Origin of the sequence: Stutzerimonas sp. VN223-3 (genome assembly GCF_045999685.1) — a bacterium.
GTDB classification, from domain to species: domain Bacteria; phylum Pseudomonadota; class Gammaproteobacteria; order Pseudomonadales; family Pseudomonadaceae; genus Stutzerimonas; species Stutzerimonas stutzeri_AR.
Genome location: NZ_RBEC01000001.1, coordinates 1,386,173 through 1,399,784, shown reverse-complemented (window position 1 = coordinate 1,399,784; position 13,612 = coordinate 1,386,173). Strand labels below are relative to the sequence as shown.

Sequence of the window (13,612 nt, the reverse complement as noted above, 5' to 3'; positions counted from 1 at the left end):
CTCCTATTTGTTCTGCATCACGACGCTGCGTATGTCATCAGCCAATTGGCGAACACGCTCTTCACTGGTATCCCATGAGCACATGAAGCGCGCGCCACCGACACCGATAAATGTGTAGAACATCCAACCGCGACTTCTGAGCGCTTCCAGCGCCAACGGCGGAATGCTCACAAAAACGCCGTTTGCCTGCACCGGAAACATCAGCTCCACATCCGGAACGTCGCTGATCAACTTGGCGAGCAGCTGTGCGCAATTGTTGGCGTGCTGTGCGTATTTCATCCAGGCGTTGTTTTCCAGCAGCCCGACCCATGGCGCGGATAGAAAGCGCATCTTGGATGCCAACTGGCCGGCTTGTTTGCAACGGTATTCGAAGTCTTCGGCCAGCTCCCGGTTGAAGAACAGGATCGCTTCGCCCACGGCCATGCCATTCTTGGTTCCGCCGAAACAAAGCACGTCCACACCGGCCTTCCAGCTCAGCTCCGCCGGAGACAGGCCGAGAAACGCACAGGCATTGGCGAAACGTGCGCCGTCCATGTGTAGGTGCAATCCCAGCTCTTTACAGGTATCACTGATCGCTCGAAGTTCGTCAGGCTGGTAGACAGTGCCGATTTCGGTGGCCTGGGTGATGCTGACAACGCGCGGCTTGGGGTAATGAATGTCCTTGCGCTTCAGAGCGATTTCGTGGATCGCCGTCGGGGTCAACTTACCCTGCTCGGTGCGTGCAACCAGCAGCTTGGAGCCGTTGGAAAAGAACTCCGGCGCGCCGCATTCGTCAGTCTCGATATGCGCAATGTCACCGCAGATAACGCTGTGATAGCTCTGACAAAGGGACGACAACGCCAGGGAGTTGGCTGCGGTACCGTTGAATGCGAAGAACACTTCACAATCGGTTTCGAACAACTGGCGGAAGTGATCGGCCGCACGCGCGGTCCACTGGTCGTCGCCATAGGCGCGGTCGTGTCCCTGATTCGCCCTGGCCATGGCCTCCCAGGCCTCTGGACAAATACCCGAGTAGTTGTCGCTGGCAAATTGCTGATTGGCGGTGCTCATCTAAACCTCTTTATAGGTTGCTGCTTCAGCTACTGATCGGCAGAAAAATCACAGTGTAGAGCCCCAGCGCGCCGAGCACCGACACCGAGGCGCCCAGCCATAGAACTGAGAGCGCATCGGCATGGATTCTTCCACTTTTAACTCCGCTGGCGCTGCGTGCATAACGCCGCTGTTGAGTCGTCCAGATGCCCAGCGCGGTGATCAATGAAACCGCCACGAGCGCACCTACGAAAAAACCGTGGTACGGCATCCAACGTAGAAAAAGCGCGCTTACGGTGATCATCGTAAGCAGCGTGCGCCCCCAGGCCAGCGTGGTGCGTTCTGGTTGCAGGCCAGGGTCTTCATGCAGCGGTGGTCGCGGTGGTTTGGACTCCAATCGACGGCGAAAGGAAATGTGCATGGTTAGCTACGCAGCGCGACAAAACTGATCAGAACCAAGGTCACCAAGGTGCCACCGATCGACAGAATCGGGATCAGCAGTGGAAACGGCAGCGGGCCGCTGTGACGCATGGCACGTTCGATCGTCAGCCAGCGAATGCAAGCTGTGGAGCTGATGAACATGGCCAGCAGCAGCAGCGAAATCGAAAGCGCTTTGCGGACCTCCAGAACAAAGATGTCGCCGGCAAAGGCCTCCACTGCGACGCCTCCGGCCAGCAACGCCAGTGACGTACGGATCCAGGCGAGAAAGGTTCTTTCGTTGGCCAAGGTAAACCGAGGATCGGGCTCCTTTCCGCCAGATAACAACCGGTGACTCCAGCGACTGCGTTCCATTGTGGTCATGCATCTCCGATCGAATTGGTGCGAAACCTCATTCAAACAGAAACGCAGCCGCCATGCAGGTTCCATTGCGCCAATACGAGCAAGCCACGTGCTAATGTCTGACGCTCAAATCGCACTGGAGATGTTCATGTTGCTTCGCCTGGTAACCGCCCTCGCCCTCGGAACTGCCACGCTCATTGCCGTTGCAGACGACCACACCCATGCGCACCACCAGACGGCTGGCCCGACGGCGCCGGCTGTTACGCAGGTTTGGTCTCGCGCCATGCCGCCGAGCGCTCCTACCGGCGCGGTGTATTTCACGCTGAACAACCCCAGCGACAAGCAGGATCGCTTGGTCGGCGTGCAGACATCACGCGCAAAAAAAGCCGAGCTGCACACCCACGTACACGAAGGCGAGATCATGCGCATGCAGCAGATCGACTCGGTCGAAGTCCCGGCCGGCGGTCATGTGGAGTTCAAGCCTGGCGGTAGCCACGTGATGCTCTTCGAACTCAGCGAGCCGCTGGTGGCTGGGGAGCATTTCCCTGTGACACTGATTTTTGAGAACGCCGGTGAGGTGACCGTCGATGTCTCTATTCAGGAGCAGGCGCCGGAATCGAACGGACACGCCCACAAGCATCATTGAGGATTGGTAGCTTCGGACTGCGGCTGGCTAGCTTGCGCTTCCGGGCCAAAAAGCTACCGATTCGCAAAACCACCTGGGCCGGGTCGACTACCGGCCCTCCTCGATGGCTCTGTTTTTCTTGCAGATGCCCCGATGACTGGGGCATCGGTCCGCTCATTACCTGTGCGTCATTCAAATGCCCGTTGGCGTGCGCATGGTGACGAACTCTTCAGCAGCGGTCGGGTGAATGCCCACCGTGTCGTCGAAGATTCGCTTGGTCGCGCCCGCCTTCAATGCCACAGCCATGCCTTGCATGATCTCGCCGGCCTCCGGCCCTGCCATATGGCAGCCCAGCACCTTGTCGGTTTCGGCATCGACCACCAGCTTCATCAGGCTGCGCTCGAGGCTGTCGGTCATGGTCAGCTTCATCGGCCGGAAGCGACTCTCGAATAGCATCACCTTGTGTCCCTGCTTGCGCGCCTCTTCTTCGGTCAGCCCGACCGTAGCCAGATTCGGCAGGCTGAACACCGCCGTGGCGATGGTGTTGTAGTCAACCGGGCGATGTTCCTCCGGCTTGAATAGCTGACGCGCAACCGCCATGCCTTCCGCAAGCGCAACCGGAGTCAATTGCACACGTCCGATCACGTCGCCAATGGCCAGAACTGACGGCACCGACGTGTGGAATTGGTCATCGACGGCAATGAACCCGCGATCATCCAATGCAATATCAATATTTTCGAGTCCCAATCCGTCGAACATCGGCCGCCGACCGGTGGCGTAGAAGATGCAGTCGGCTTCCAGCGTACGGCCATCTTCCAGCGTAGCCAGCAAGGTGTCGTCGTCCTGCTTTTCTATTTGGACGATGTCGGCATTGAACTGTAGATCGACGCCCTTCTTGATCATCTCGTCCTTGAGATGGTCACGCAGCGAACCATCGAAGCCGCGCATGAACAACTCGCCGCGATACAGCAGCTTGGTATCGGCACCGCAGCCATGGAAAATTGAGGCGAACTCGACGGCAATGTAGCCGCCACCCACCACCAGCACGCGGCGTGGCAGCTTATCGAGATAGAAGGCCTCGTTGGACGTAATGGCATGCTCGCGGCCAGGGATTTCCGGAACGAAAGGCCAGCCACCGGTGGCGATTAGAATGTGCTCAGCAGTGTAATGCTTGCCTTCGACTTCGACGGTATGCGCATCAACCAGGCGCGCATGCGCCTGCAGCAAAGTCACGCCGCTATCGATCAAGAGGTTTTTGTAAATGCCGTTGAGGCGCTGGATCTCGCGATCCTTGTTGGCGATCAGGGTCTTCCAATCGAACGTCGCGCCATCGATGGTCCAGCCATAGCCTTGGGCTTGGCCAATGTCTTCGGCATAGTGCGCGCCGTAGACCAGCAGCTTCTTCGGCACGCAGCCGACATTCACGCAGGTGCCGCCCAGGTAACGGCTTTCGGCTACCGCCACGCGGGCGCCATAGCTTGCGGCGAAACGGGCAGCACGGACACCACCGGAACCCGCGCCGATGACGAATAGATCGAAGTCGTAAGCCATGTACTGTTGTCTCCCTTGTAGAACACACAGCATAACCCAGGCTTTTCGCCTGTTCACCGAAGGAGTGCCGCATGCGCCCTACCCTGACCCATCTCGCCTTGCATGTGCCCGACCTGGACGCCTGCATCACGTTCTATGAGCAGTTTTGCGGCATGCATGTGTTTCACGAGCGTGCCGGTAAAGGCTCGCGCATCGTCTGGATGGCCGAACCCGGCAAGGAGCGAGAATTCATCTTCGTCATCATGCCGGGCGGTCAGGATCGGGCCCTGGCTGACAACGATTACAGCCATTTTGGTTTTGCACTTGCGAGTCGTGGTGAAGTCGATGCGATCGCGGTGCGTGCTCGCCAGACTGGGTGCCTGATATGGGAGCCGCGCGACGAACCCTACCCGGTCGGCTATTACTGTGGCGTACGGGATCCAGCGGGCAATTACGTCGAGTTCAGCTATGGCCAGCCGCTGGGACCGGGCGCCGAAGAAATGCCGGCTCCCTAAACGAACAAAGCCACCTTTACAGGCTGTGTGAAAACTACTGCGCTCGGCCATGCTGCGTTAAAAACACGCTCAAAACGCTCATTTACAGCTCGTAAACTGCGCTTTTTCGCCTGTTTTGACTCGCTGCGCTCGCCCTTCGGGCCAGCCTTTGGCTGTTACTCCCGTTGGTCGTTGCGCCTTGTCTGACCTTCGCTCGCTACGTTTTCACACGGCCTGTAAAGGTGGCTTTGTGATCGACGCGGCGTGAATCAGAATGCCTTGCCGGTCAGATAGAAGTTCTCATAGCAGAAATTGGTCGCCGCAATATAGCCCTCGGCACTACCGCAATCGAAACGTTGCCCCTTGAACTTGTAAGCCAGCACGCAGCCATCCTGCGCCTGACGCATCAAGGCGTCGGTAATCTGGATCTCACCACCCTTGCCCGGTTCGGTCTGCTCGATAAGGTCGAAGATATCCGGAGTGAGGATGTAGCGGCCAATGATCGCCAGGTTAGAAGGTGCATCTTCCGGCTTGGGTTTTTCCACCATGTGGCTGACCCGGAAGATGTCGTCACGGATCATTTCGCCAGCGATCACACCGTACTTACTAGTTTCTTCCGGCGGCACTTCCTGAATCGCTACGATCGAGCAGCGGAACTGGTTGTACAGCTTGACCATCTGCGCCAGCACTGGGTCACCGTCGAGATTTATGCAAAGGTCATCGGCCAGGACTACGGCGAAGGGTTCGTCGCCAATGAGCGGGCGCCCGCTCAGAATCGCGTGGCCCAAGCCCTTCATTTCCACCTGGCGGGTATAAGAGAAACTGCACTCGTCGATCAGCTTGCGGATACCGACCAGATATTTTTCTTTATCGGTATTGCGGATCTGGTGCTCGAGCTCGTAGCTGATATCGAAGTGATCTTCGAGGGAACGCTTGCCGCGACCGGTAACGATCGAGATCTGGCTCAGCCCAGCGGCAAGTGCCTCTTCAACCCCGTACTGAATCAGGGGTTTGTTCACCACCGGCAACATCTCCTTGGGCATGGCCTTGGTCGCAGGAAGGAAGCGCGTGCCATATCCGGCCGCAGGAAAAAGGCATTTCTTGATCATGTGAGTCCTTGAAAAGAATGTTCCAGTTGATGCACTGCGCCTGATCGGTCAACAGCCATACCCTGCATGTCCCGCCGACAGCGGCTGACTAGAGGCTACGACCATCGAAACGACAATGGGTTCGCACGCTATCGCAGCGAATCCACGCCTTCTTCGTTGGCTGACTAAACGACCGATGGTCGTTGACTTCCGCGATGTGCATAGCCTGATCTGAGCGGGGCTACTTGCCAAGTAGGCGAGCTAAATAAGTGTCGGTTCATGAGCTGCTGTCGTTCGTTGCTAATACCGAGCGTCATGCCATTGATCGACCCGTCGTTGCCAAACCAGCCATCAGCTGTATAAATACACAGCCCTACGAGCGACTACGCTCGCGTACTACCGAACCGGATGTTCGATGCGCCAGGCCTTGGAAAACCCCTTCTACTACCTCGAAAACTTTCGACAGGTGCTCGCCTGGGTCGGTGAGCGCCATGGTGATCTGCTGGATGACAGTGAGCGATCATTTCTGCAGAGCTTCAAAGCGGTACCGCAGACATCCCAGGCGTTGCTGGTTCGTATGGTGATGCGCAAGGGATCCTTGTTCCGGGCCAGTAAGTTGCGTTATGCCGAGATCGGCTGCCCGCTGGCTGCCGCGGCGGCGCTTGTCGAGCAAGGCTGGATCGACGCCAACCCGACTCTGGATTTAGCCCAGGTGTTCGGCCTGCTAAAGAAGGACGAACTGGTCAAAGTGTTCGGACATGCCGCATTCAGCAGCCAGCGAAAAAGCGACCTGCTACAGCTCCTGATGACCGAACATGCGCAGCCCAAAACCTTCGCCACCTGGTGCGAGGCGCTCGGCGAAGCGGCTTTTAGCCTGAACATCAGCGACTTTTGCGATCGGCTGCGGCTGATGTTCTTCGGCAATATCCGTCAGGACTGGACCGAGTTCGTACTCGCCGATCTGGGTATTTTTCGCTACGAGCAGGTGAGCTTCTCTTCTGCGTCCCGCGCCTTTCATAGCCGCGACGATGTTAACGCCTACCTATATATGCATCGTTGTCGCGAACGTTTCGAGGCAGGTGAGAGGCTGGACGAGATCCTAGCCGATATACCGCGCACGCCTTACGCCAACGAATGGCTGGAAAACCGACGCGGCAAGCTGCTGCTGAACATCGGTCGCCAATACGAGCGCATCGGTGATCTGCAACAAGCACTGCGTCTACACGCCGCCAACCGTTATCCCGGTGCGCGCGAACGTGCCATCAGAGTGCTCGAACGGTGCGGCCAGCCTGAGGCCGCTTTGCATCTGGCGAGTGAGGCGCAAACCGCGCCGGAAAGCGAACATGAAGCTCAGCAGCTACAGCGCATCCTCCCACGCCTGCGGCGTGTCCTCGGCGCGCCGGCTACACGCCGTAGCGCCGTGGCCGAAGCGGAGCGCATCGATCTGGTTTTGCCCCGCCAGGTTGGCATGAGTGTCGAGCAGGCAGTGCGGGAACACCTGTCTGGTAGCGAAGCGCCGGTCTACTACGTTGAAAATGCTTTGATCAATTCTCTTCTTGGCCTGCTGTGCTGGGAGGCGATTTTCGCGCCGCTTTCGGGGGCCTTCTTCCATCCATTCCATGCGGCACCGGCGGATCTCGCCCACCCGGATTTCTACAGCCGGCGTGCCGGGTTGTTCGATGCATGCCTGGCCAAGTTGGGAACGGGAGAATACCGCGACTGCATTCGCCGGAGGTTTCAGGAAAAATTCGGCGTTCAGTCGCAATTCGTCAGCTGGGGGCTGTTCGACGGCCAATTGCTGGAGCAGGCGCTCGACTGTTTATCCGCCGCGCATCTACAGGCTTGTTTCCAGCGAATCCTGCTGGACGTGCCCAACCATCGCAGCGGTTTGCCGGACTTGATTCAATTCTGGCCCGGCGAGCAGCGCTACCGGATGATCGAGGTAAAAGGCCCCGGTGATCGCTTGCAAGACAACCAAAAGCGCTGGATCGACTTCGCGCTGCGTCATGACATGCCCATCGCCGTCTGCTACGTGCAGTGGGCCGAGGATGCGCCTTGAAGTATCGGGTCGCGGTACGCGCCCTGTGCGAGTTCACCGCCAAAGAAGGCGATCTGGACCTGCGCTTCACGCCTGCACCCACCGCGCTGGAAGGTATCGCCGGGCATTCCACAGTTACCGCTCGCCGAGCCGAAGGCTATGAGCGCGAGGTGTCGCTGGAAGGGCAGTACCTCGATCTGCTGGTGCGCGGCCGCGCCGACGGCTATGACTCGGCGCAGAATCGCCTGGAAGAGATCAAGACCCATCGCGGCGACCTCTCACGGCAACCGGTCAACCATCGCCACTTGCATTGGGCCCAGGCCAAGGTCTACGGCTGGCTGCTTTGTGAGTCGCGCGGATTGGCATCGCTGAACGTGGCCTTGGTGTACTTCGATGTCGTCAGCCAAAAGGAAACCCTGCTGACCGAAACCTTCGCCGCCGCGGAGCTGCAAGCCTTCTTCGAAGACCAATGTCAGCGCTTTATCGCCTGGTCCGAGCAGGAACTGGCGCACCGGGCTGAGCGCGACGAGGCGCTCATCAATCTGAAGTTTCCTTATGGCGAGTTTCGCAGCGGTCAGCGGCAACTCGCAGAGGCGGTATACAAGGCCGCCTGTACCGGCACGCACTTGATGGCGCAGGCGCCAACCGGCATCGGCAAAACGCTCGCCACACTGTTTCCCCAGCTGAAAGCGTTCCCGGGCCAGCAGCTGGACAAACTGTTCTTTCTCGCCGCGAAGACGTCCGGCCGCCAGCTGGCACTGGATGCGCTGGCCAGCCTGAAGAATGACACCCAGACGCCATCGGTACGGGTGCTGGAACTGATCGCTCGCGATAAGGCGTGTGAGCATCCGGACAAAGCCTGTCATGGCGAGTCCTGCCCACTCGCCCGCGGCTTCTACGACCGGCTCCCGGCTGCCCGTGCAGAAGCCGTCACCCGCCAACTTCTCGACCAGGCGACGCTGCGCGAAGTGGCGTTGGCGCACCAGGTCTGTCCTTATTACCTCAGCCAGGAACTCGCGCGCTGGGCCGATGTGGTGGTTGGCGACTACAACTACTACTTCGATCTTAGCGCCCTGCTCTACAGCCTCACGTTGGTCAATCAGTGGCGTGTCAGTGTGCTGGTAGATGAAGCGCACAATCTGCTCGAACGTGGCCGAAGCATGTACACCGCGGAACTAGATATCAGGAATTTCAGAGGTTTACGGACGACAGCTCCAACAGCTCTGAAGAAGACGATCGAACGTATCCTGCGCAGCTGGAACGATCTGCATCGGCTGCAGGAAGATACCTATCAGGTTCAGCCGGAGCTACCACACAAACTCATCGGTGCGTTACAGCAAGCCATCAGCGCGATCACCGATTACCTCGGTGAAAACCCGACAGGTCTCGATCCAGCGCTGCAGTCGGCGTATTTCGATGCGATGCACTTTTGCCGGCTGGCTGAACTGTTCGGCGCGCATTCGCTGTTCGATTGCACGCTGTTGCCGTCACGGAATCGACAGAACGGGCGCAGCTCGGTGCTCTGCCTGCGCAATGTTTTGCCTGCGCCGTTTCTTGCGCCCCGCTTCCTCGAGGCGAGATCTTGCGTGCTGTTCTCCGCCACGCTCAACCCACAGCGGTTCTATTCCGACACCTTGGGCGTACCGCCAAACCACGTCTGGGTCGATGTGGAATCGCCGTTCCGTGCAGAGCAGTTGCAGGTCCGCCTGGCGCGGCACATCTCCACGCGCTATCAGGATCGTGCGGCCTCGCTGCAGGCGATCGTCGACCTGCTTGCACAGCAGTATCACCAGCGTCGCGGCAACTACTTGGCATTCTTCAGCAGCTTCGATTATCTGCAGCAAGTGACCGCTCTGCTGGCGGCTCAGCATCCCGAGTTGCCCTTCTGGGAGCAGACGCGAGGCATGCATGAAACGGCTCGCAGTGCTTTTCTTACGCGCTTCACTTGCGAGGGTCATGGCATCGGTTTTGCCGTGCTGGGCGGCGCTTTTTCCGAGGGCATTGACTTGCCCGGTGACCGGCTGATTGGCGCCTTCATCGCCACCTTGGGTCTGCCGCAGGTCAATCCTGTCAACGAGCAAATGAAAGCGCGTATGGATGAGCTATTTGGCACTGGCTACGACTACACCTATCTCTACCCAGGCTTGCAGAAAGTCGTACAGGCTGCCGGGCGGGTAATCCGCACCACGGACGATCACGGCGTGGTTCATCTGATTGACGACCGCTTCGCGCGCCCACAGGTCAGGCGTCTCTTGCCGAGTTGGTGGAATAATGTGGTAACCACTGGCTCGCAGTCATCACATCTCCCCGTTTCCCTTGGTCGACGTTAGCCAAATAACGAAACATCTTTCGATTCCGTTTCATCGAGCTGCAATCTGCGAGTTAGACGAAAGTCTGACTCCTGACATTTCTTTACAAATTGCATTGACAAGACCTTACGCGCGGCCATAATCCGTGATGTCGTATGACGACTGATAACAGATATCGGCGGCTTCGACACGCGCCGCCTGCGGGCTGCCGCGCTACACCCCGCTTCGTTTTTTAGCCAATGGCAACACGTAGCGGACTACTTAAAAAAAGGGAGCACAACAACAATGACCCCACGCAACCCCCTATCTGCCGCCGTATTCGCAGGCACCCTGTCGTTGGCGCTTGGCATTCCTGCTGTGGCTCATGCGGCGGATGGCTTCGTTGAAGGCACCAAGGTCACTCTTGGTGCGCGTAACTTCTACATCAACCGTAACTTCGTCGATCCGGCCTATCCGAACGCACTGAATCCGCAGAACAGGGCGGAGGAATGGACCCAGAGCTTTATCCTCAACGTTCAGTCCGGTTACACGCCCGGCCCGATCGGCTTTGGCGTAGACGCGCTGGGCATGCTAGCGGTCAAACTCGACGGCGGTGGCGGTACCTACGGCACCGGTCTGCTGCCGCGACACAGCGATGGCAAGCCTGCCGATGATTACGGCCGGCTGGCGCTCGCCGCTAAAGCGAAATTTTCCGAGACGGAACTACGTGTCGGTGAATGGATGGTCGTGTTGCCCATCCTTCGTTCGGACGACGGCCGGTCGCTGCCGCAGACTTTCCAGGGCGGGATGATCACGTCCAAGGAAATCAGCAACCTGGCCCTGTACGGCGGCCAGATGCGCCAGAACAGCACCCGTGACGATGCCAGCATGGAAGACATGTTCTACGGCGGCGTCGGTTCGGATCGCTTCAACTTCGCTGGCGGTGAATATTCCTTCACTGACAAAACCAAGGTTGGCGTCTGGCACGCTCGCCTGGAAGACATCTACCAGCAGAACTACTTCCAGATTCTACATACCCAGCCTCTGGGCGACGACTTGGCGCTGACCGCGAATCTTGGCTACTTCACCGGTAAGGAAGAAGGCAGCGCCCTTGCTGGCGACCTGGACAACAAGACCTACTCGGGCCTGTTCGGGCTGCAGTTCGGTGCCAACACTTTCTACGTCGGTCTCCAAAAGGTAAGCGGGGACAATGGCTGGATGCGCGTCAACGGCACCAGTGGCGGCACCTTGGCGAACGATAGCTTCAACTCCAGCTACGACAATGCCAACGAACGCTCCTGGCAGCTGCGCCATGACTACAACTTCGCTGGTGTTGGCATCCCTGGGCTTACCCTGATGAACCGCTATATCAGCGGTGACAACATCGAAGCCGGTGGTGTAGACGACGGCAAGGAATGGGGTCGCGAGTCCGAGCTGGCTTATACCGTACAGAGCGGTGTGCTGAAAAACCTGAACGTCAAATGGCGTAACTCCAGCATTCGTCGTGACTTCAGTGCCAGCGAGTTCGACGAGAACCGTCTGATCTTCAACTACCCGATCTCGATTCTGTAAGCGTCACCACGCTGGACGCAACACTCCTCGCTCCTGTTGCGGAAACTTTCGCCCGTCCTTGTGACGGGCTTTTTTTTGCCCGGGCGGATGTGCTTTTAACGCGCCAGAAACGTTTCGTCTCCTACGGTCCGGGACGAGTCGAACGTTCGATGCTAATTCGGCAATTGGCCGTCATGGCCTCGCCGGGCGCCAAGATGCGTATTCCGTTCGTCATCGGGTCGTGCATGCCGAGCGCGTTGTTGGCGTGAGAGACCGGTTCCACTGCGAAAAACCCCATCTCCGCTGGCGGCGTAAATACCACCAAATGCTGGAGCGCACTGGTCATAGTCAGCGCGATTCCCTTCTCTGGCCAGTGAATCCATGCCCGCCCGTCCCAGCCGACGAAGCAATTGTCCAGGCCGGGTTCTGCCAGGCGCTGTGGCTGCCGGAAATCCCACTGAGCCGGAACCCTCACCAACTCAGCGGGTAGATTTCGTTCATCGTTGAGCCACACCGATTGCGCGGCGAATTGCAGCACGCAGTCGTCGTGACGGGCTAAATAGGGGTGCCAACCGAGCCCTGCGGGCATCGATCGCGTGTCGGTGTTGCGCAGATTCAGGCTCAACTCGACGCCCTGCTCGTTCAAGCGCAGTTCGTGTTCGAGTTCGAAGGCGAACGGCCAGTCCGACGTGCCCTCACCTTCCGGCTGATGAGTCAGCCGCAGCGTCAGTTCGGTTTCACTCTGTGCAGTCAACATCCAACTGCGCTTCCAGGCGACACCATGAATCGGCAGAGGGTGATCAGGCGACAGGTTGCGCAACGAATAGCGCTCGCCTTCAAACTCGAAGCCGCCGTTGCCAACTCGATTGGAGAACGGCGCCAGAACGAAGCAGCCGGTACGACGCACGCTGTCGGAGCCGTCCCATGGGCGCAGCAGATCGATACCGTCGAACGTCAGGCGAGTAATCGCTCCGCCAAGTGCCGGGCAGATCGACAGCCGAAGCGGGCCTTTTTGCAGATGCGTTTCAGACAGATCTGACGGCTGGTGTTGCATGCGGAATCCTCAGGCAAGTTGGGCTTGCGAATACACGGAAGCGAATGAGGTCCCGCGCAAACGCGCTTGTGGCTCGCTGCGCGGGTGTGACGCCTGGGTATGCAAGGAAACAGAACCAGAGCTTGTGGCCATGGTTCCAGAACGGCCGAAGCCGAAATTTGAACGCGCCGGTAAGCGCACTCAAACAGCCGTCACCAACTCCCCGCGCTCGAGAAACGCGCGCAGATTGGCTAACAGCAATTCTTCCATCGCCAGCCGGGTTTCTTCCGTGGCGCTAGCGATGTGGGGTAGCAGAACGACGTTCGGAAGATCGAGCAAGGCTTGAGGCACGCTTGGCTCCCGGGCGTAGACGTCAAGGCCGGCGCCGCCCAGACGCCTCTCAAGCAATGCTTCGACCAATGCCGGTTCGTCCACCACCGAGCCGCGCGAGACGTTGATCAACATGCCTTTCGAGCCAAGCGCATCCAGCACTGCGCGGTTGATCAGGTTGCGGGTGCTTTCCCCGCCTGGGCAGGTCAGCACCAGAAAATCACTCCAGCGCGCCAATTCGATCAGGTCGGATTCATAACCATACTCACAACCTTTGACCGGCCGACGATTGTGATAGCGCACCTGCATGTCGAAACCGCTGGAGCGCTTGGCGACGGCCTCACCGATGCGGCCAAGACCGACGATGCCCAGTCGCTTGCCGTAAACCTTGCTCGCCAGCGGGAGGCCGCCTAAGGGCCATTCGCCGTTGCGAACAAAGCGGTCGGCACGCGACATCTGTCGAGCGCAGTCGATAACCAGACCGAAGGCAAGGTCCGCGACGCAGTCGTTGAGCACGTCTGGCGTATTGCTCACTGGAATGCCCCGTGCCCGCGCCGCCCTTACGGCGATGGAGTCGTAACCAACACCGGAACTGATGATCGCTCTAAGGTTAGGCAGCCGCCCGATCAATTCCGCCGTGCAGCCGAAGCGCGCCGAGGTCACCACGATTTCGATGCGCTGGGCGTGCTGGTCGAGCAAGGCATCGGCGTCCTGGTCCCAGATGCGCAGTACCTCATGCTCCGCAGCCAGGCCGCGGTTGAAACGGTCGGTAAGGGGACCGAGCTGGAGAATGCAGGTCACAGGATTACCTCGATTGAGTGAGCGA

The 13,612-nt window shown here is 58.8% G+C and carries 12 protein-coding genes; 5 read left to right on the top strand and 7 right to left on the bottom strand.

The window, feature by feature from the left end:
* Positions 1–3: 3 nt before the first annotated feature.
* The 3 genes from D7241_RS06365 to D7241_RS06355 are packed head-to-tail and all read right to left on the bottom strand — an operon-like array spanning position 4 to position 1,821.
* Complete coding sequence (locus D7241_RS06365) at positions 4–1,050, bottom strand: threonine aldolase family protein (protein WP_408100785.1); 1,047 nt, start codon at positions 1,048–1,050, stop codon at positions 4–6.
* Positions 1,051–1,075: 25 nt separating this feature from the next.
* Positions 1,076–1,450 (bottom strand): DUF202 domain-containing protein, encoded by a 375-nt coding sequence (locus D7241_RS06360; RefSeq protein WP_408100784.1) that lies wholly within the window; start codon positions 1,448–1,450, stop codon positions 1,076–1,078.
* Positions 1,451–1,452: 2 nt separating this feature from the next.
* Positions 1,453–1,821, bottom strand: coding sequence for a YidH family protein (locus D7241_RS06355; protein WP_408101196.1), 369 nt, complete (start codon positions 1,819–1,821; stop codon positions 1,453–1,455).
* A 136-nt stretch (positions 1,822–1,957) separates the two neighbouring features.
* Here D7241_RS06355 and D7241_RS06350 point away from each other — a divergent pair, with 136 nt between their 5' ends.
* Positions 1,958–2,455 (top strand): copper chaperone PCu(A)C, encoded by a 498-nt coding sequence (locus D7241_RS06350; RefSeq protein ID WP_255975935.1) that lies wholly within the window; start codon positions 1,958–1,960, stop codon positions 2,453–2,455.
* A gap of 171 nt (positions 2,456–2,626) precedes the next feature.
* On the opposite strand, the gene gorA is transcribed toward D7241_RS06350, so the two are convergent.
* Positions 2,627–3,985: a glutathione-disulfide reductase gene (gorA, locus tag D7241_RS06345; RefSeq protein WP_408100783.1), complete on the bottom strand. Its 1,359-nt coding sequence runs from the start codon at positions 3,983–3,985 to the stop codon at positions 2,627–2,629.
* Between the two features lie 71 nt (positions 3,986–4,056).
* Between gorA and D7241_RS06340 the strand changes: the two genes are divergently transcribed.
* Positions 4,057–4,479 (top strand): VOC family protein, encoded by a 423-nt coding sequence (locus D7241_RS06340; protein WP_408100782.1) that lies wholly within the window; start codon positions 4,057–4,059, stop codon positions 4,477–4,479.
* Positions 4,480–4,727: 248 nt separating this feature from the next.
* Here the strand turns inward: D7241_RS06340 and galU are convergent, their stop codons facing one another.
* Positions 4,728–5,567, bottom strand: coding sequence for a UTP--glucose-1-phosphate uridylyltransferase GalU (gene galU, locus D7241_RS06335; protein WP_255975928.1), 840 nt, complete (start codon positions 5,565–5,567; stop codon positions 4,728–4,730).
* Between the two features lie 394 nt (positions 5,568–5,961).
* Between galU and D7241_RS06330 the strand changes: the two genes are divergently transcribed.
* The 3 genes from D7241_RS06330 (at position 5,962) to D7241_RS06320 (ending at position 11,444) form a co-directional block, all read left to right on the top strand.
* The gene (locus D7241_RS06330; protein ID WP_408100781.1) at positions 5,962–7,605 is read left to right on the top strand and encodes a VRR-NUC domain-containing protein; all 1,644 of its coding nucleotides are present in this window, start codon (positions 5,962–5,964) and stop codon (positions 7,603–7,605) included.
* Positions 7,602–9,914, top strand: a complete 2,313-nt coding sequence (locus tag D7241_RS06325) for an ATP-dependent DNA helicase (protein ID WP_408100780.1) — start codon at positions 7,602–7,604, stop codon at positions 9,912–9,914. The genes D7241_RS06330 and D7241_RS06325 overlap by 4 nt, the downstream gene beginning before the upstream one ends.
* A 264-nt stretch (positions 9,915–10,178) precedes the next feature.
* Entirely contained in the window at positions 10,179–11,444 is a 1,266-nt protein-coding gene (locus D7241_RS06320) for an OprD family porin (protein ID WP_408100779.1), read from the top strand.
* Between the two features lie 121 nt (positions 11,445–11,565).
* Here D7241_RS06320 and D7241_RS06315 read toward each other — a convergent pair whose 3' ends face one another.
* Positions 11,566–12,477 carry an aldose 1-epimerase gene (locus D7241_RS06315; RefSeq protein WP_408100778.1) on the bottom strand — a complete coding sequence of 304 codons (912 nt, stop codon included), beginning with the start codon at positions 12,475–12,477 and terminating at the stop codon, positions 11,566–11,568.
* 180 nt (positions 12,478–12,657) lie between these two features.
* Entirely contained in the window at positions 12,658–13,587 is a 930-nt protein-coding gene (locus tag D7241_RS06310) for a 2-hydroxyacid dehydrogenase (RefSeq protein WP_408100777.1), read from the bottom strand.
* Between the last annotated feature and the right edge of the window lie 25 nt (positions 13,588–13,612).